At 63.2% G+C, this 18,327-nt stretch carries 17 protein-coding genes; 10 read left to right on the forward strand and 7 right to left on the reverse strand.

What is annotated here, in order from left to right:
- Window positions 1-124: 124 nt before the first annotated feature.
- A complete protein-coding gene (locus tag BI327_RS21030) occupies window positions 125-1,492 on the reverse strand; it encodes an NAD(P)/FAD-dependent oxidoreductase (RefSeq protein ID WP_076863135.1) in 1,368 nt (455 codons plus the stop codon).
- Window positions 1,493-1,622: 130 nt separating this feature from the next.
- Between BI327_RS21030 and BI327_RS21035 the strand changes: the two genes are divergently transcribed.
- The 4 genes from BI327_RS21035 (at window position 1,623) to BI327_RS21050 (ending at window position 5,880) form a co-directional block, all read left to right on the forward strand.
- On the forward strand, window positions 1,623-2,477 hold the full coding sequence (locus BI327_RS21035) for a VOC family protein (RefSeq protein ID WP_076862678.1): 855 nt from the start codon (window positions 1,623-1,625) through the stop codon (window positions 2,475-2,477).
- 324 nt (window positions 2,478-2,801) lie between these two features.
- Complete coding sequence (locus BI327_RS21040; protein ID WP_076862679.1) at window positions 2,802-4,124, forward strand: ABC transporter substrate-binding protein; 1,323 nt, start codon at window positions 2,802-2,804, stop codon at window positions 4,122-4,124.
- Window positions 4,121-5,059, forward strand: a complete 939-nt coding sequence (locus BI327_RS21045; RefSeq protein WP_076862680.1) for a carbohydrate ABC transporter permease — start codon at window positions 4,121-4,123, stop codon at window positions 5,057-5,059. The genes BI327_RS21040 and BI327_RS21045 overlap by 4 nt, the downstream gene beginning before the upstream one ends.
- Window positions 5,056-5,880, forward strand: a complete 825-nt coding sequence (locus tag BI327_RS21050; protein WP_076862681.1) for a carbohydrate ABC transporter permease — start codon at window positions 5,056-5,058, stop codon at window positions 5,878-5,880. The genes BI327_RS21045 and BI327_RS21050 overlap by 4 nt, the downstream gene beginning before the upstream one ends.
- A 146-nt stretch (window positions 5,881-6,026) precedes the next feature.
- Here the strand turns inward: BI327_RS21050 and BI327_RS21055 are convergent, their stop codons facing one another.
- The gene (locus tag BI327_RS21055) at window positions 6,027-7,442 is read right to left on the reverse strand and encodes an MFS transporter (RefSeq protein WP_076862682.1); all 1,416 of its coding nucleotides are present in this window, start codon (window positions 7,440-7,442) and stop codon (window positions 6,027-6,029) included.
- Between the two features lie 253 nt (window positions 7,443-7,695).
- Between BI327_RS21055 and BI327_RS21060 the strand changes: the two genes are divergently transcribed.
- The gene (locus tag BI327_RS21060) at window positions 7,696-8,475 is read left to right on the forward strand and encodes an ArsR/SmtB family transcription factor (protein ID WP_076862683.1); all 780 of its coding nucleotides are present in this window, start codon (window positions 7,696-7,698) and stop codon (window positions 8,473-8,475) included.
- A 160-nt stretch (window positions 8,476-8,635) separates the two neighbouring features.
- On the opposite strand, the gene BI327_RS21065 is transcribed toward BI327_RS21060, so the two are convergent.
- On the reverse strand, window positions 8,636-9,247 hold the full coding sequence (locus BI327_RS21065) for an LOG family protein (protein WP_076863137.1): 612 nt from the start codon (window positions 9,245-9,247) through the stop codon (window positions 8,636-8,638).
- A 244-nt stretch (window positions 9,248-9,491) separates the two neighbouring features.
- Window positions 9,492-10,454 carry an AraC family transcriptional regulator gene (locus tag BI327_RS21070; RefSeq protein WP_076863139.1) on the reverse strand — a complete coding sequence of 321 codons (963 nt, stop codon included), beginning with the start codon at window positions 10,452-10,454 and terminating at the stop codon, window positions 9,492-9,494.
- Window positions 10,455-10,668: 214 nt separating this feature from the next.
- Between BI327_RS21070 and BI327_RS21075 the strand changes: the two genes are divergently transcribed.
- From BI327_RS21075 to BI327_RS21090, 4 genes are all read left to right on the forward strand, one after another.
- Window positions 10,669-11,439: an alpha/beta fold hydrolase gene (locus BI327_RS21075; protein WP_076862684.1), complete on the forward strand. Its 771-nt coding sequence runs from the start codon at window positions 10,669-10,671 to the stop codon at window positions 11,437-11,439.
- Window positions 11,440-11,633: 194 nt separating this feature from the next.
- Complete coding sequence (locus tag BI327_RS21080) at window positions 11,634-12,509, forward strand: alpha/beta fold hydrolase (protein ID WP_076862685.1); 876 nt, start codon at window positions 11,634-11,636, stop codon at window positions 12,507-12,509.
- A 62-nt stretch (window positions 12,510-12,571) separates the two neighbouring features.
- Window positions 12,572-13,066, forward strand: coding sequence for a DUF302 domain-containing protein (locus BI327_RS21085; RefSeq protein ID WP_076862686.1), 495 nt, complete (start codon window positions 12,572-12,574; stop codon window positions 13,064-13,066).
- 96 nt (window positions 13,067-13,162) lie between these two features.
- A complete protein-coding gene (locus BI327_RS21090; RefSeq protein WP_076862687.1) occupies window positions 13,163-13,684 on the forward strand; it encodes a hypothetical protein in 522 nt (173 codons plus the stop codon).
- A 176-nt stretch (window positions 13,685-13,860) separates the two neighbouring features.
- On the opposite strand, the gene BI327_RS21095 is transcribed toward BI327_RS21090, so the two are convergent.
- Window positions 13,861-15,036 (reverse strand): helix-turn-helix domain-containing protein, encoded by a 1,176-nt coding sequence (locus BI327_RS21095; protein WP_076862688.1) that lies wholly within the window; start codon window positions 15,034-15,036, stop codon window positions 13,861-13,863.
- Between the two features lie 176 nt (window positions 15,037-15,212).
- Here BI327_RS21095 and BI327_RS41140 point away from each other — a divergent pair, with 176 nt between their 5' ends.
- Window positions 15,213-16,301: a lipocalin-like domain-containing protein gene (locus BI327_RS41140; RefSeq protein WP_083742171.1), complete on the forward strand. Its 1,089-nt coding sequence runs from the start codon at window positions 15,213-15,215 to the stop codon at window positions 16,299-16,301.
- Window positions 16,302-16,476: 175 nt separating this feature from the next.
- Here BI327_RS41140 and BI327_RS21105 read toward each other — a convergent pair whose 3' ends face one another.
- Together BI327_RS21105 and BI327_RS21110 are read right to left on the reverse strand one after the other, a co-directional pair.
- Window positions 16,477-17,151 carry a cysteine hydrolase family protein gene (locus BI327_RS21105; protein WP_076862690.1) on the reverse strand — a complete coding sequence of 225 codons (675 nt, stop codon included), beginning with the start codon at window positions 17,149-17,151 and terminating at the stop codon, window positions 16,477-16,479.
- Between the two features lie 74 nt (window positions 17,152-17,225).
- Entirely contained in the window at window positions 17,226-18,281 is a 1,056-nt protein-coding gene (locus BI327_RS21110) for a YeiH family protein (RefSeq protein ID WP_076862691.1), read from the reverse strand.
- Window positions 18,282-18,327: the final 46 nt, after the last annotated feature.

The raw sequence follows: 18,327 nt of genomic DNA on the forward strand, positions 1-18,327 counted from the left end.
ATAACGCCTGCGTCGCGTCGGGGTTTCCACAACACTATCCGCCAACGGCGGAATCCTCGTGATCGCGGCGCTCCACCGGACCAGTTTGGGCTCCCATTCTTCGAAGCGCAACGTTGGTCCGCGCTCACCTTGACCGGCGCGAGGCGAGGAGACGCTCCGCCCAGCGCAGCAACTCGAAGCGATCGCCCCTGACCAGGTCCTGCGCATCGCGCTGCCGGTACAGCACCAGCATCCAGGGCGCGAGCTTGCGCAGCAATCCATGCGCCACGTACTGCACCGGCTCGGTGAACGGCAACGCCAGCTCGCTGTCCGGCACGCCCTGCACGGCCTTCGCCAATTCGCGGCCGAGCGGGATCGTCAGCGCGACGGCGCGGCCGTTGCATCCGGTCCAGCCGTAAGCGTTCGGTCCCAGCTTGTGCATGCGGGGCAGGAAATCCGCGGTCATCCCGACATAGCCGTTCCAGACATAGTCGAAGGAGACATCACCGATCTGCGGCCACAGCCGCTGCAACCGCTCGGTCACCCGCGCCTTCAGCCGCCCGGTCTTGTCGCCCGGGCCGAGCACGGCGCCGCCGGTGACGAGGCGATTGCGGGCGTCGTAACGCGCAAAATACAGCTCGCCATGGGTGTCCGACATCGCCTGCCGGCCGGGGATGATGGTCTTGCGGACATTGTCCGACAGCGGCTGCGTCGCCATCTGCCAGGACAGCACCGGCATCACCTCGGTCGCGATCTCGGGCACCAGCGATTTTGCGAACTCACCGCTATAGGCGTTGGTGGCGACGACCAGCGCACGGCCGGAGATCTCGCCCTTCCCGGTCTTCACCACCCAGCGATCGCCGCGGCGCTCGAAGGCGAGCGCAGGCGAACGGGCATAAATCCGCGCACCGAGGCCGAGCACGGTGCGCGCAAGGCCGCGCGCCAGCGCCAACGGATTGACGTGACCGCCGGTCCTGTTCCAGAAACCGCCGTACCAGGCGTCAGAGCCGAGCATGTCCCTCGTCTGATCGCGCGACAGCAACTCGACCGGTGCGCCGAATTTGGACCATTGCTGCACCCGCCGCTCGGCGATCTTGATCCGGCCCGGCGAATGCACCGGCTGCACCCAGCCGGCCTGCTCCTGTTCGGCCTCGATATTGTAGCGCTTGACGACCTCGAACAGCATGGACGCGCTGTCGCGCAGCATCGCGACGAAGCGCTCGCCGGCCGCGCCGTGCCGCTTGATGATGTCGTCGGGATCGGGGCGCGACAGCGTCGGGATCACCTGGCCGTTGTTGCGGCCCGAGGCGCCCCAGCCCGGCTCCGCAGCCTCGACGATCGCGACGTCGACATTGGCCTCGCGCAGATGCAGTGCAGTCGACAGGCCCGTGAAGCCGCCGCCGATGATGACGACGTCGGCCTGCTGCGCGCCGGTCAGTTCAGGGCAGTCAGGGCCGGATGGCGTCGCTGCGGCCCAGAGCGAATTGGGCCAGCGCACGGCATTGCTGCTCATCATGATCCTTTCTTGCGGGTGCCCGGTCATTCTGCTTAGCTTTAGAGCATGATCCGGAAAAGTGCGTAGCGGTTTTCCGAAAGAGATCATGCTCGAGCAACGTCTCTTATTCCAGCCGGGAAGACAACACGTGGCACTCAAGAACGTCATCGGAATCGATCACGCCGTGGTCATGGTCAAGGACCTCGACAAGGCCGCCGAGAATTACAAGCGGCTCGGCTTCACCGTATCGCCGCGCGGCACCCATAGCGCGCACATGGGATCGGGCAACTACACCATCATGTTCGACCCCGACTACATGGAATTGCTCGGCGTGCTGACGCCGACCGAACACAATGCGCCGGCGCGCGCCTTCCTCGAGAAGCGCGGCGAGGGCATCGAACGGATCGCGTTCACCGCGGTGGATTCCGCCGCCGGTGCCGAGGAGATCCGCGCGCGCGGCTATGCGCCGATCGGGCCGACCGATTTCGAGCGCCCGGTGACGCTCCCGAACGGCACGGTCTCCGCAGCGAAATTCCGCACCTTCCAGTGGCCGACCGCGGAGGCGCCCGGCGGCGTGCGCATCTTCGCCTGCCAGCACAAGACCCGCGAGACGGTGTGGATCCCTGAACTGATGACGCACGCCAATGGGGCAAAACGTCTCAAGCAGGTGCTGATCGTCTCGCCCGATCCCGCAACCGACGCCGGCCATCTGTCGAAGATGATCGACATCGCAATCAGGAACGACGCCGATGGCGCGGTTGTGGTGCCGTCCGGCGGCGACCGCGCCGACTTCGTGTTCCTGACCAGGGAGCAACTCGGCAAGCGGTATCCCGGCGTATCGCTGGATGGCCTGTCCGAGCGCGGTGGCGCCGGCCTCGTGATCGCGGCCGATCTTGCCTTAACCGAGAAGGCGCTCGGCGCAACCGGCGTGAAGAGCAGTGGCGGCATCACCGTGCCGCCGGCTGCCGCGAACGGCACCCTGCTCGCCTTCGTCAAGGCATAGTTGCCATTTTCCCGTCATCCTGAGGAGCGCGTCTCGAAGGATAGACGGCCCGGCTGATGGCCGTACATCCTTCGAGGCTCGCTCCGCTCGCACCTCAGGATGACGGGTTTAGGAGGATGCGCGCCGCTGCATTATGCAGCGGCGCCGTGCGTGCCGGCTTTGGCGCACGCGTTGAGCCGCTTGAGCATCGATGCGATTTTCGATCGCATCAATGCTGTTACTGCATCGATTGACGTACGATCCGTCCGCAAAACCGCTGTTCACTTTTCCGGATCATGCTCTAGTATCTCTTCCAAACAAGAAAATCGTCCTGGGGAGAGCAACATGTCGCATCACCTGATCTCGCGCCGGCAGATGCTGGCGGGCACGGCCGCCGCGGGTGCGGTCGGATTGACCGGATTTCCGGCGCGCGCCGAGGTCAACTGGAAGAAATATTCCGGCACCACGCTCGAAGTCAGCCTCGCCAAGGGACCGCGCGGCGACAATCTGCAAAAATACATCAAGGAATTCACCGAGCTCACCGGCATCAAGGTCGAATCGGAACAGGTCCCCGAGCAGCAGCAGCGCCAGAAATGCGTGATCGAGCTGTCGTCGGGCAGACCGAGCTTCGACGTCGTGCACCTCAGTTATCACGTGCAGAAGCGGCAATTCGAGAAGGCCGGCTGGCTCGCCGACATGTCGCCCTATCTCAGGGATCCGAGCATGACGTTGCCGGACCTCGTCGAGAGCGATTTCTCCGCGGCCGGCCTGCAATATGCGCGCAACGACAAGGGCCAGATGCTGTCGCTGCCGTGGTCGGTCGACTATTTCATCCTCTACTACAACAAGGAGCAGTTCCAGAAGAAGGGCGTTGAGGTCCCCAAGACGCTGGACGAGATGGTGGTCGCCGCCGAGAAGCTGACCGACCCGAAGGAAGGCGTCTACGGCTTCGTCGGCCGCGGCCTGCGCAACGCCAACATGGCGATGTGGACCAACTTCTATCTGAACTATGGCGGCGAATTCCTCGATGCCAAGGGCAACATCCTGACCGATGGCCCCGAGGCGATTGAGGCCACCAAGCTCTATCAGCGGCTGCTGACGAAATGCGCGCCGCCCGGCGTCGCCGGCTTCAACTGGATGGAGTCGATGGCCTCCTTCACCCAAGGCAGGTCGGCGATGTGGATCGACGCCGACGGCTGGGCGCCGCCGCTGGAAGACCCGGCCGCCTCGCGCGTCGTCGGCAAGGTCGGATATACGCTGGTGCCGGCCGGCCCGAAGGGCAAGTTCTCGTCGACCTATGGCGACGGCGTCGGCATCGCGGCCGCGAGCAAGAACAAGGAAGCCGCCTATCTGCTCTGCCAATGGGTGGTCTCGCGCGGACAGGGCGCGCGCCTGCTGCAAGCCGGCGGCGGCGTGCCGTTCCGCAACTCGATCGTCGACGATGCCGAGGTCGCCAAGGGCGTCAAGACCAAGGAATGGCTGCAGTCGGTGGTGGACTCGGCCAAGATCTCCAAGCTCGGCCTGCCCGTCATCATCCCGGTCGCCGAATTCCGCGACATCGTCGGTGCCGCGCTGACCGCGACGCTGTCGGGCGCCGATCCCGCCACCGAGCTGAAGAAGGCGCACGAGCAGTTCCGCCCCATCCTGGAGCGTAGCGAAAAAGCGTGAGCGTGGTGACACAAGCCTCGCCGGCCGCAACCGAGGATGTTGCGCCGGCGCGTGAATGGCGTCCGCCGTCCTATTGGCCGTTCGTGATCCCGGCGCTCGTCGTGGTGCTGGCGGTGATCGTGTTTCCGTGGGTGTTCACGATCTGGATGAGCCTGCAGGAATGGAAGGTCGGCTCGCCGACCGTCTTCGTAGGCCTCGCCAACTATCTGCGGCTGCCGACCGATCCGCGCTTCGTCGAGGCGGTCGGGCATACGCTGTCCTACACCGCGCTGTCGGTGCTGCTGCCGCTGGTGTTCGGCACGCTGGCGGCGGTGGTGTTTCACCAGAAATTCGCCGCGCGCGGTTTCCTGCGTGGCATCTTCATCATGCCGATGATGGCCACTCCCGTGGCGATCGCGCTGGTGTGGACCATGATGTTCCACCCGCAGCTCGGCGTGCTGAACTATCTGCTCTCGCTGGTCGGCCTGCCGCCGCAGCTCTGGGTGTTCAACCCGACGACGGTGATTCCGTCGCTGGTGCTGGTCGAGACCTGGCAATGGACGCCGCTGGTGATGCTGATCGTGCTCGGCGGCCTCGCCGCGATCCCGACCGAGCCGTATGAGAGCGCGCAGATCGACGGCGCCAATTTCTGGCAGGTATTCCGCTTCATCACGCTGCCGCTGATCATGCCGTTCCTGTTCATCGCCGGCATGATCCGCATGATCGACGCGGTGAAGAGCTTCGACATCATCTTCGCGATCACCCAGGGCGGACCGGGCTCGGCGTCGGAAACCATCAACGTCTATCTCTACAGCGTCGCCTTCGTCTATTACGACCTCGGCTACGGCTCGGCAATCGCGGTGGTGTTCTTCCTGCTGATCGTGGCGCTGGCGGCGCTGCTGCTCTACTTGCGCAAGCGCCTGCTGTGGACGTCGGAGCTCGGGGGCGAGGCATGAACCCGCGTCAGATCCTCGGCCAGATCGGACTGTGGCTGTCGGTGTTCGTCATCGTCTCGCCGGCGATCCTGTTCTTCCTCTGGATGGCCTCGCTGTCGCTGAAATTCGAAATCGACAACGCCTCCTATCCGCCGGTGTTCTTCCCGGAGCATATCGCCTGGAAAAACTACGCCGACGTGTTCGCCTCCAACCGCTTCCTGACCTATTTCACCAACAGCCTCGTCGTCACCGGCTGCGCCACGGCGCTTGCGATGCTGGTCGGCGTGCCCGCCGGCTACGGCATTGCGCGGATGGCCGCGCACAAATCGGCGATCGTGATCCTGATCGCGCGCATCACGCCGGGCCTGTCGTATCTGATCCCGCTGTTCCTGCTGTTCCAGTGGCTCGGCCTGCTCGGCACGCTGGTGCCGCAGATCATCATCCACCTCGTGGTCACGGTGCCGATCGTGATCTGGATCATGATCGGCTATTTCGAGACCACGCCGCTGGAGCTGGAGGAAGCCGCGCTGATCGACGGCGCGACGCGCTGGCAGGTGTTCCGCCATGTCGCGCTGCCGATCGCGAGGCCCGGCCTTGCGGTCGCCTTCATCCTCGCGGTGATCTTCTCATGGAACAACTTCGTCTTCGGCATCGTGCTGGCCGGGCGCGAGACCCGCACGCTGCCGGTCGCGGTCTACAACATGATCTCGTTCGACCAACTGAGCTGGGGCCCGCTCGCCGCCGCCGCATTGATCGTGACGGCGCCTGTGCTGCTGCTCACCGTGCTGGCGCAGCGGCAGATCGTCGCCGGGCTTACCGCCGGCGCGGTGAAGGGCGGCTAGGCACGCCTGCCGAACGACGTCCGCATCATCGTCAGAAGCGGACAAGAGAGGCGCACTTGGTCATGTCGCCAAGGGGCCAAAAGCGGAAGAACCTGGTTGGGACCTAGGTCGGGGCACCGCACGAGCTCGACCTGCACATCTCCTCTTCATCGTCCCTGCTTTGCTCGGCCATTCCAGATCGCGACCGCACCCGCGAGCAACACAGCGGCCGATATCACCAGCGAGACATGTGCGCCTGCAATGAACGCGTCGTCCCCTCCGACCAGCGAGCCGAACAGGGCAACACCAAGCACGCTGCCTGTTTGCCGCGTCGCGTTCAGCACGCCCGCGGCGATGCCGGATCGCGACTTCTCGACACTGCCGAGCAACGTGGAGGTCAAGGACGGCACGAGCAGGCCGAGCCCGCCGCCGAGGACCATGAGCTGAGCGCCGATCGCGGCGTAGCTCGTGCCTGCGGCGATGGGCAGCAGTGCAACGCAGCCCGCGGCCGTGATCACGCAAGCCAGCGCAATGGTTTGCGGCGCGCCGAGGCGCTCGCTGACCGACGCGGTGATGAGGTTGGCGGGCAGCACCATGCCCATCATGGGCACGAAGGCGAGGCCCGTTGCGAACGGCGACCAGCCATTGACCTCCTGGAAGTAGAGACTGAGCACGAAGATCAGGCCGTAGAAGGCGATGTTGAAGAGGAGCCCGACCAGCGCGGTCAGCGCGAACATGCGATGGCGGAACAGCGATAGCGGCAGCATCGGTTGTGGCGCGCGCGCCTCACGCCATACGAACAGGAGTCCGATCACGGCCGCTGCCGCGAAGCCCATAATGACGAGCGGATGGCTCCAGCCGAGAGCGCCGCCTTCGATCAGAGCGCCGGCAAGCGTGCCGAGGGTTGCGATCGCCGCGATCTGTCCCGGCAGATCGATCTCGCGCTGCGCCAGCCGCGGCGTCTCCTCGGCATAGCGCCAGGCGAGCCAGAGGCCGGCGGCGCCAATCGGCAGGTTGACGAGAAAGATCGCGCGCCATCCGACCAGCGCGATCAGCGCCCCGCCGACGAACGGCCCCGAAGTCAGTGCGACGCTCGCACCTGCAGCCCAGAAGCCGACCGCGCGGCCGCGCGCCCTCGGATCGGTATAGGCGTGATTGAGCAGCGTCAGCGAGTTCGGTACCAGGATCGCCGCCGCCAGGCCCTGCACGGAGCGTGCGGCGATCAGGAACATCGCCGACGGGGCCAGTGCGCAGGCCAGCGAAGCCAACGTAAAGATTGCAAAGCCACCTATGAATATCCGTTTGGCGCCAACGCGGTCACCGAGCGCGCCGGAGGTCAGAATGAAGGCGGCGAACGCGATGGTATAGGCCGTCACCACCCATTGCAGTTCGGCGACGCTACCGCCGAGCGAGGTGCCGATGCTGCTCAGCGCAGTATTGACGATGGTGATATCGAGCTGCACCACGCCAAGGCCGAGGCTCGTCGCGGCAAGCGCCAGCGCCGTCGCGAGAGGCGAACGGGACGACGTGTTGCCGGTGCCGGCCTGTTCCGGCCGCCTCGTGTCGAGCGAAGTTGTTTGCATTGATCATACTCAGTTTTCTGTGAGAATTTGGCGGCTCGGAAAAGCCCGCTTTGCGATCATCATTCGATGCCGATCGAATATTCGGAGCCGCGGGGGACGATATCCTTCGCCTATCGCGGCACTTGCTTTCGCCGGGCCTATCGGCGTCGAGGCAACTTATGTCCGGTGATCGAACCAGTCTCGCGGAAACACTACGGTCTTGGCCGAAGTATTCGTGCTTGGCGCTGCGTCCTCGTCGAGGTAGGAGAAACACATGGACACGGGACCCAAAATCGCCCAAGTCGCGGCACTCATCGGCGATCCGGCGCGCGCCAATATGCTTAGCGCGCTGATGGATGGTCGAACGTTGACCGCCTCGGAACTCGCCTATGTATCTGGCGTGGCGCCGCAGACAGCGAGCGGCCATCTTGCCAAACTCAGCGACGCCGGATTGCTCGGGCTCGAAAAGCGGGGCCGCCGACGATATTTTCGCCTGGCCTCTCCGGCCGTCGCGCGCGTGCTGGAAGGTCTCATGGTGGTGGCGCAGGAAGGCCCTGCCCGGCAGCGCAATCTCTGGCGCGGCGGAGAGACGCTCCGACACGCGCGCACGTGCTACGACCACATGGCCGGCCGCATCGCCGTCGCAATCGCCGATCGACTGGTCCAACAGTCGTTCATTCTGCTCGATGAGGATGGCGGACAACTCACCGATGCTGGTCGGTCATTCTTCGATGAGGTCGGCGTCGATCTTCGCCTCACCTCCAAGCGCCGAGTGTTCTGCCGACCTTGTCTCGACTGGAGCGAGCGTCGGCCGCATCTGGCCGGGGCGGTGGGCGCTGCTATTCTTCGTCACGCCTTCGAGCACGATTGGGTCGAGCATGTCCGGGATAGCCGCGCGCTCGTCGTGACTCCTGCTGGCGTTAGAGAACTCGCCACAGCGTTCGGCATTAGGGGCGCGCCCCCAACGGACGGCCGCGATGGGCCCGTAGCATCACTGTCCCGAAGCCGGGTAACGGTTATCCCGGTTGAGTCGGCGTCCCTTGGACGGAGGTAGCATCAGCCGCTTCGACCGCGGTTACTGTCCGTGTCTCTGCGGCTTGGAGAACTGTTTGAACTACGTGATCGAATTCGACATCTCCGGGCTCGCAAGGCGAGCCGACGCGGCCTCCGAGAACAACCGCACCCGGCGCCATCACGTCTGAGGACGCTGAAATCTACATCTTGTCGATGATCGACGAAACGCCGGCTTCGGACGCGCTATCCTTGGCCGCCGCAGCAACAATCGCGGGGATGACGTCCTCGGCACGATCAACGACAATCGGTTGAAGCAGGTGGTCTCTGTGAAGGAAGCCTGCGCTGCGTATGTGGTCCAGCATAGCCATCATCGGCGTCCAAAAACCTTTGATGTTCACCAGGACCATCGGCTTGCGGTGCTGCCCAAGCTGGGCCCACGTCATGATTTCCACGATTTCTTCGACGGTGCCGATGCCGCCCGGAAGCGCCACGAAGGCATCAGAACGCTCGAACATTCTGTGCTTGCGCTCGTGCATGGTGTCGGTGATCGTCAAGTCTTCGAACATCTCGAGCGCATCGGTCGTCGTTTCCCAGTTTGTGAGAAATCTCGGAATGATCGCGCCGACCTTGCCGCCGTTATTCAGTGTGCCGCGCGCGACCGCGCCCATCACACCATGGGTTCCGCCGCCGTAGATCAGCGTCAATCCCGATGCGGCAAGGGCGTGTCCCAAGCGTTCGCCTGCCTCAACGTAGGCAGCATCGTGACCGGGCGAGGAACCGCAATAGACGCAGACTGCTTTGATCTTGTTCATGTGGCGGATAAACGCGAAGCACAGCCATAGCGTCAAGCTTGTTCTTGCTCGCCAGGGTCCGCCTTGGGACACCGCCACGTCGCAGGAACGCGCCCTATTGGCGGCCGCAGCCGGGTCGTGTACCCATAGAATGAGAGGCCGAGAAAGGCGCGGGTGATGTTCCGCTCATCCTCCAACCGTTGCCCAAAGCGTGCATCGCGGAAGCTCCAGCCGGGTCATGAGCCGACGGACGTCCGGACCAAAGTCATTCGGCAACTTCTGCTTCCTGAACGTCCCCTCGCCTTCCTCCGCCGTCAGATCGTCGAGCCGCTCGATACCGGCCGGGCGACAGGCCGTGGCGCCGATGGAACAGTTTCGAAAACGCCGCCGCTGTCTCGTAACCGACCCGGCTCGCAATTCGTGCGATCGGCTCGTCGCTGGTCTCAAGCAGGAACGCCGCTTCTGCCATCCTGCGTTCGATGACGTAACGATGCATGGACTGGCCGACGAGCCTGGTGAAACGGGCTGAAAATGCCGAACGGCCGAGCCCCACGCGCTGGCCGAGGTCGCTCAGCGTCCAGGGCCGCTCCGGGTTTTCGTGAATCAGCTTGAGCGCTGGTCCGATATGCGGATCAGAGATGGCCCCGAGCCAGCCGCCTTGTCCGGGACTGAGAGACGCGATCCAGCTTCGGAGCACCTCGACAAAGAGGACTTCCGTCAATCGCGAAAGCGCGACGCGTTGACCGGGACGCTCGGTCGCGGACTCGGTCATCAAGCGGCGCAGGATTGCTTCAAGCCAACCACTGTCCGCCGATGGCTTCAGCAAGAGCACGGGTGGAAGCAACTCCAGCACGTTGCCAAACAGCGGCCGCGACACCGTGAAATTGCCGCAGAGCATGGCCGAGAGCGGCTTTGCACGGCCACCGTGACGAACGAAGCCAAGACGCGGTGACGATCGATCGATATCGATAATCCGCAGAGGCTCGGCCCGGCGATCCGAATAAAACACATGGGGCTCTCCGCGCGTGACGACGACAAAGTCGCCCCCCGTCATCTGGATGTCCTGCCCCTGTCCGACCGCAAGGGTCGCTGAGCCCTGGCTGAGATAGTGAAACAGAGCGTAGGGACGCTCCGGCAGCTCAAGACGCCAGGGATGGCCCAGCTCGAAGTGAAAGAGCAGCGTCCCGCTGAGACGAACGCGATCCAGCACCTGGGCGAGGATGTCCATGCCGCCGAGATTAGACCTGCGGACGATCGGACACAACATCCGGACGATTGATCTCTATCGTCCGAAAGGGCCGTGGAATAGGTCATGTCACCGCGGGCCGACGTCACGTGCGGCAACCATTTCGCCAGCGGCAGATGGAGAACCGCGACCTTGCTGGAAACGCCTGCCCATCCCCCCGGACCATGTTCGTCCGATACGCCAACAGGAACAATCGATGCGAAATCTCCTCCTCTCAGCCGCCACCATCCTCCTGGCCGGATCGACAATGGTCGGCGCGGCCAATTCCGCCGAACTGCCCAAGGGGGCGGCCCACAACATCGTGCTCGTGCACGGCGCTTTCGTGGACCAGACGAGCTGGCAGCCGGTTGCCGATATTCTCACGAAGAAGGGCTACAACGTCACGCTCGTCGAAAATCCGCTCACCTCCCTTGCCGCCGACGTCGATGCGACCAAACAGGCGCTCGCGAAGCAGGACGGCAAGACCGTTCTGGTCGGCCACTCATGGGGCGGCGTGGTGATCACGCAAGCCGGCAACGATCCCAAGGTGTCGGCGCTGGTCTATGTTTCCGCCTTCGCGCCGGAGGTCGGCGAATCCCTGGCGTCACTGGCAAAGGCGGGCCCGTCGACGGAAGGCGGCAATGCGATCCATCCCGACGCGAAGGGCAATCTGTACATCGATCCCAAGGTGTTTCCGTCGGCTGTCGCGGCCGACCTGCCGCCGGAAATCGCTGCGCACCTGGCCAACTCGCAGCTTCCGTTGAACCACGTTGCGTTCGAAGCCCCCGTCGACATTGCGGCCTGGCACGACAAGCCGACGTTCTACGTCATCAGCACGAAGGACAAAGTCATCGCGCCGCAGGCCCAGAAGTCGTTCGCAGCCAGGATGAAGGCGCAGACGACGGAAGTCGCCGGCAGCCATGCCTCGCTCGTCGTCCATGCGAAGCAAGTCGCTGAGGTCATCGAAAAGGCAGCGCTCGCGAAGTGAGGGTACCGCTCCCGGCGCTTTCGCGCCGGGAGCACGCCTGCTCGCTCACGGGAATGCAGAACGCATCGGACCGCGATAGCGCAAGCCAGCCGACGCCGCCGAAGCGCCAGCGACCTCTTGGAGGAAAGTCCCGGTCGCTGCGCCACACCGGTCTCCCCACTCGATCATCTTATGCCAGGCATCCGGAGGATGACATGACTCAACTCGACATCGCGAGCCAACACGCCGCCACGCTCGAAGCCGCGCCGACCCGTTACATCGAAGGCCACGGAATACGCTTCGCCTATCGCCGCCTCGGCCCGGCTACCGGAACGCCGCTGGTTCTCCTGCAGCACTTCTCGGGCAACATCGATGCATGGGATCCCTCAGTCGTCAACGCTCTCGCCACGGATCGCCCGGTCATCGCGTTCGACAACGCCGGCGTCGGTCGCTCGACCGGCCAAACGCCTGACAATATCGCAGCGATGGCGAAGGATGCAGTTGCTTTCATCGATCTGCTCGGCATTTCCGAGGTCGACCTGCTGGGCTTTTCTCTCGGCGGCTGCGTCGCCCAACAGATCGCCGCCGATCACGGACGGCTGGTCCGCAAGCTCATTCTCGTGGGCACCGCGCCGAAAGGCGGAGAGGAACATCTGCTAGCTGTCCTGCATCAAGCGTTTTCCCAAGCCGATGCGCCGGACCCCCGCCTGCCGCTGTTCTTCACGAATTCGTCGGCCAGCCGGTCGTCGGGCCTGTCATTCCTGGCGCGGACGAAGCTACGTAAAGACGATCGGGACACCGATAACGGCAGCGCGGTAACCGATCCGCAGGCCAAGGCGTTGATCACCTGGTGCGCCACGCCTGATCCTGAGCACGCCATTCTGCGCGCCATCCGTCAGCCCGCTCTTGTGGTCAGCGGCAGCCACGACACCATGCTGCCCGCAAGCAACGCCTACGCAATGTTCAAGGAACTCAGCAACGCTCAGCTGATCCTCTATCCCGATTCAGGGCACGGCGCCCTGTTTCAGTACCACGAGATGTTCGTCAGCCACGTCCGCACTTTCCTGGATGCACAGCCGGCGGCTGCATGACACCCCGCGCGTTTCGACGCGATGGGACGCGCTTATCCCAGAAAGCTGTTACGGAGGGACAAATGACAATCGCTAAAATCGAGGTGGAGCGTTTTAGCCTGACGAGCCCAAAACCATTCGACGCTGTTGTGGCCGCGTTCAAGTCGGCGATCGGGCAACCCAACATGGTCGACTTCTTCAAGGAGACGAGGGCGACAAATTCCTTCCCGGATTTGGCGCGCGTTGTACAAAGCGGTCTCGGCCGAACGGACCTTATGCTCTTCGCTGAGTTCGACCTAGGCGACATTCTGCGCCGCGAAACTGGGTCCAAGTCGCCGAAGATCATGCGTTTTGTGGTCGGCAACCCGCTCATCATGAAAGAAATGGTCAAGCACGTGCCCGATGCCGGATCTTACGCTCCAGTCACAGTGCTTATCGATGAGCGTCCCGATGGCGTGCACGTCTCCTATGACAAGATGGAAAGTTATTTGCGGCCCTATGGCAACGCGGAAGCACTTGTCGTCGCCCAAGATCTCGATGCGAAAGTCACGACCTTGCTACGCGAATGTGCAGGCTAAAACGTCCCGGACGTCTTCGGCGAACGGAATTGAGCAACTGGTACGAACGCGGGTGTTGTCATGACGAGAGCCGGACGTTGGAAGGGAAATTTCCGCATGTATAGGGCACTTCTTATCACTGCCTTGGCTCTGTCCAACGGAGATGTCACGGCCGCTCCCGCCGTCGGCAGAGAGCCGCTGGATGCTGCGACCCTCGGCGCGATAAGATCGAAGTTCGGCAGGCTGATGGAATTGGCCAACAGGCACGATTTCAAGGCGCTGCATGGGATGTTCTGGCAATCGCCCTCGACTCTGTTGGTGGCCAAGAGCGCGATCCAGTCCGAGGGGAACTGGGCCGGTTTTTGGGGCAACGAGGCGATTGATCAAAAGCTTCATGATATCGGCACCTCCGGCCCGGTCGTGCTTGAGCCGGATTATTCGAAGCTCAGAGTCGTCGGCCTGACGCGCGATGTCGCCGAGTCCTACGTGCCGATGAACATCACGGTCTCTTATGCGGGGCAGGATGGAACGCCCAGGCCGTTTCTGATGATCATCAATTGGCTTCGCGTCGGAAAGGATTGGAAGATCGCTTCCGAAATCATTCTGCCAGTGCCCCCTGCCCCCGCCGCGAAGGGCTAGGCACTTCGACCCGGCCACGGCTGCGCGCCAATGAGTCCTCCTCATCAGCTCGGTCGTTTACCCAAAACTCCGCTCGCCGAACGACGTCCGCATTTTCGTCAGAAGCGGACAACAGAGGCGCGCTTGGTCATGTCGGCTTTGCGCCACGAGCCGACATTCAGGTGCGTTGCGCTCTGCTATGCAGCGGGCACGCCCGCAATCTCAAGTCCATCTCCGAGGCATGACATGAATCTAGGAGTAAATGGCCATGCGCGCCTCGCCTGCGACGCGGTCAAATTGGGTTCCTTCCGCGTGAGCTGCCGACCCATGCGGCGCGCTTCTGCACGGGCGCCGGTCAAGGCAACGGATGCCACGGCAATCCGCTGCGCCCAGTGAGAGTCCGGATAAGCCTCAACACCGCTCCGGACCCATAGCGCTGCGCGATCGTAGCGCTCGGCAGCGAAATGAGCGCAGCCCATACCGATACAGGTAATGTGCCGCAGGGGCTCAAACGGCATGAGATGAAGCGCGATCCTGAGTTCACGGATAGCTCCATCGCTGTCCCCAAAATAAGCCGACATCCAGCCGCGACGAATCCAGGCGTAAGCCAACCACGGATCAACTGCCAACGCGCGTTCCAATCGCCGGTCCGCCGCTTCAAGCTCGTGGAGTAGAACGAGCGCGCCGCTGCTGAGCGTCAACGTCAAGCCATCATCCGGAGCAAGTTCATAGGCCTCCGCGGCGAGTCGGGATGCACGATTACGATCGACCTCGGGAGTCGCCGCAAAATCATGGGCCGCACGCTGCGCCCAACACCAACCGGCGATCGCCTTGGCCAATCCATAGTTGGGCGCGAGCTCTTGGGGACGGCTCAGCTTTTCGAGCGCCGTGTTGCATTGCGCCTGTTCGACCGCGAAAGCGAAAGGCAGGGCATCCAACGTCAAGCGGATCGCCTCGTCAACGTCGTGGTCGAAGGTCGTTGTTGACGATTTCTTTCCACGCTGGATAGTTGCTGAAGGCAGCTCACCAAAAGCCTTGCGATATTCGGCCGCAAACCGTCCGAGCTGACTGAAACCATTGCCAAGCGCAACGGCCGTGACCGTAACGTCCGGTCCCCGACGAATGAATTCCTGGCGCGCCCTTGCCAGCCGCATGCGGCGCACCCAACCGAGCGGCGTCGTACCGAGAAACATCTTGAAATGTGTCTCCAGAGTCCGAGGGCGAGCGTCGGCGACCTGGGCAAGAAGATCGAGTTGGACAGGTTCGGAAAGGTGACCGCGAAGCCAGCTTAGCGCGCGCACGAGGTCCGCCGGCAAAGCACTGGAGAATGCCCGCACGTGCGACATTCCGAAATCGTCGTCACCTCCGGTCATTGGATCGACTACTCTCGAGCAGGACCGCTTCACGAACCGAACGATAATGCGTTTTCGGCGATTTTTGAATATCGACGCGGAAACCGCATAGCCGAGCAGCGCGACGTGCCACAGTCTTTCCGTGCGTCGAGTTCCTATCGCCAGCACTGCGGCGAAAAAGCCCTCGGAGAAGCGCTATGATGCCCAATTGGTCCAATTCGAGACATGCGACTTTGGTGTGTGCTGCTGCCATCGTGTGGGTGGCACTGACATCATCGCCGGCCTCAACACAGCAATTTGAAGTCAAGCCAATCGCTGAGAAGAAAATTCAGCAATTGCCACCCGGCCCATTGTTCTGGCGAGTTTATAATTTCCCCACACTTGACGATGCAAAGGCTGCGGCTGGCCCGACCGGACTTGCAGCCGAAGCGGACGGAAAGGCTTGGCTGTTCACGCTCGGTGCGAAGGGCGGATCGTCACCAGCAGGCGCCAAACCTGTTGCGGAGATTGGGCCAGTGCCGTCCATTTCTGCGCCAGAATACCTGCTGCGCATTGTTAGTTCCAGGGGACCGCCCGGAGCCAAGACGCCGATCCATACGCATCCGGGATCCGAAACATTCTATGTGTTATCTGGTGAACTCAGCCAAAGATCTCCTCAAGGCATGAGCCGTGTTGAAGCCGGACGGTCAATGCCCGGACACGGCCCCGGTATGCCAATGGAGGTCTCCAGCAGTGGCAGTAGCGATCTGCGGGCTCTGGTGATGTTCGTGCTGGATGCCACTAGGCCGTTCTCGTCGCCGGCCAAGCTCCCGGAATCTGCTGACGAGGCTCCGCCCGCCACACAGCAGGCTGAAGCCGTAAAGACCGTGACTGCAAGGGACATGGTCGGGAGTTGGTTGCTTGAATCGGATATCAGCACCACCCCCGATGGCCGCGAACTTTTGCCTTTTGGCCCGACACCAAGAGGCATCGCGATGTTTAACTCGGATGCTCGTTTCGCAATCGTGCTCTCACGCCCTGACCTTCCGAGATTCGCTTCCGACAACCGCATGCGGGGAACGGCTGAGGAGAACGAGGCCGTCGTACACGGAAGCTTCGCTTTCTTCGGCACCTACTCGGTAGCAGACGGCATCATCATTCAGCATATTGAAGGCGGAACGTGGCCGGGGTGGGTTGGAACCGATCAAAAGCGAACGATCACCTCTTTTGTGAAGGACGAACAGACATGGACGACTGTTCCGTCCTTCGGGGGAAGGAGCGAACTTCATTGGAGCCGCACGAAATAACCTGCAAAAAGCTGCCGCCGGACGTTTGCGCGATGTCACCTTTGGGTCACAAGGCGATATCCCCGACGTCGGGTCGTGTGTCTGCTCGTCCCTGAAAGCGGTCGCCCCAAAGTTATGAGTGCGACGCAAGAGGCAACGCGCCTTGTTCGCAGCCGCAGCCTGATTTCATCTTGCCTTAGCCAGCGAGCGCCTCCAGCACCGCCGCAGCCTCGGCAACCCAGCCGAAAATGCCGCCCTGGGCCTTGATCATCTTCAGGCCCATCTCGTGGAATTCCGGGAAGTAGGACGCGCAGCCGTCCGAGATCACGACGCAGCGGTAGCCGCGGTCATTGGCCTCGCGCACCGTGGTGTTGACGCAGACTTCGGTGGTGACGCCGCAGACCAGCAGATTCTCGATGCCGAATTTTTGCAGGATGTCACCGAACTCGGTAGCGTAGAACGCGCCCTTTCCGGGCTTGTCGATCACGATCTCGCTGTCGAGCGGATAGAGCTCGGGAATGATGTCGTGCCCCGCTTCGCCGCGGATCAGGATCCGTCCCATCGGCCCGGGATCGCCGATCCGCAAGGACGGCGCGCCGCGCTCGAGCTTCGCCGCCGGCGCGTCCGAAAGATCGGGCAGATGGCCCTCGCGGGTATGGACCACGAGCAGGCCTGCGTCGCGCACCGCCGCGAGCACCGCGGCGATCGGCTGTACCGCGCGGGCAAGCCGGCTGACGTCGTTGCCGAGCGTCTCGCCGAAGCCCCCTCGCTCCATGAAATCGCGCTGCATGTCGATGATGACGAGCGCGGTCTTGCTCCAGTCGAGCGTGATCGGCTCCGGCTCCGCCGCGATTGTTCCCGTGCTCGCCATCCCGCTCCCCTGCCAAACTCCGCCGGTTCAGTAAAGCAAGCGATGTGCCGGCGCACAATCGGCTGAGCAGGATGCTACTTGAAGAAGTGCACGAGACCGATGCTCAAGCCGAGCAGCAACATGAGCGACAGCGTGACGGCCGCCGTCACCCGGCCGCCGACGGTCGAGAGCACCCGCACATCGACGCCGAGCCCGAGGGCCGCCATCGAGACGACGGTGAGGATCGCCGCCGTCTTGGTCACCGGCGCGATCGCGATGTCGGGCACGAGCTGGAACGAGCGCAGCGCGGCCAGTACCAGGAAGCCGATGATGAACCAGGGCACCAGCTTGAACGGGCTGAGCGAGGCAGCCTTCGTCGCACCTTCCTTGCGCCGGCGCGCCACGAACAGCGAAAGCGCGACCACGATCGGGCCCAGCATCAACACCCGCACCAGCTTCACCAGGGTGCCGATCTGGGTCGAGACAATGCCGGCCGGCACGGTCGCGGCCAGCACCTGCGGCACGGCATAGACCGTGAGGCCGGCGAGGATGCCGTATTGCGTCGCGGTCAGCTTCAGGAGCGGAATCAGCAGCGGCAGACCGAGCACCATCAGCACGCCGAGAATGGCGGTGAACGAGATCGACGAGGCGATGTCGTCGCCATCGGCCTCGATCACGGGCGCCACCGCCGCGATCGCGGAATTGCCGCAGATCGAGTTGCCGCAGGCGATCAGGATCGCGAGCTTGGTCTTGAGCCCGAGGATCCGGCTGAGACCATAGCTCACCGCCAGCATGATCACGACGGTCACGGCGATGGCGCCGATCAGGAGCCAGCCCGACGCCAGGATCGCGGCGAAACTGATGGATGCGCCGAGCAGCATCACCGCGACCTCGAGCAGCTGCTTGGCACTGAAGGCGATCCCCGAACGCCAGCGCTCCGACGGTTCCCAGGCGGTCCGAACCGCCATGCCGAGCAGGATCGCGACGACCAGGGCCTCGATATAGGGGTGGTCGAAAATCCGCTCTTCGGCGGCCTGGATGCCGAGCGAAATGACCGTAACCACTCCGCAGAGCAGAATGCCGGGAATGAGCAAGATGATGCGCTTCAGCGCCCCCTGCCTCTCGCCCTGGTCTTGTTCTTGTTCCGGCACGAAATCCTCTTTTCGGAGAAGATTTTATGCGCCAGAGCGCGCCTCT

The organism is Bradyrhizobium mercantei, assembly GCF_001982635.1.
In the GTDB taxonomy this organism is placed as follows: Bacteria; Pseudomonadota; Alphaproteobacteria; order Rhizobiales; family Xanthobacteraceae; genus Bradyrhizobium; species Bradyrhizobium mercantei.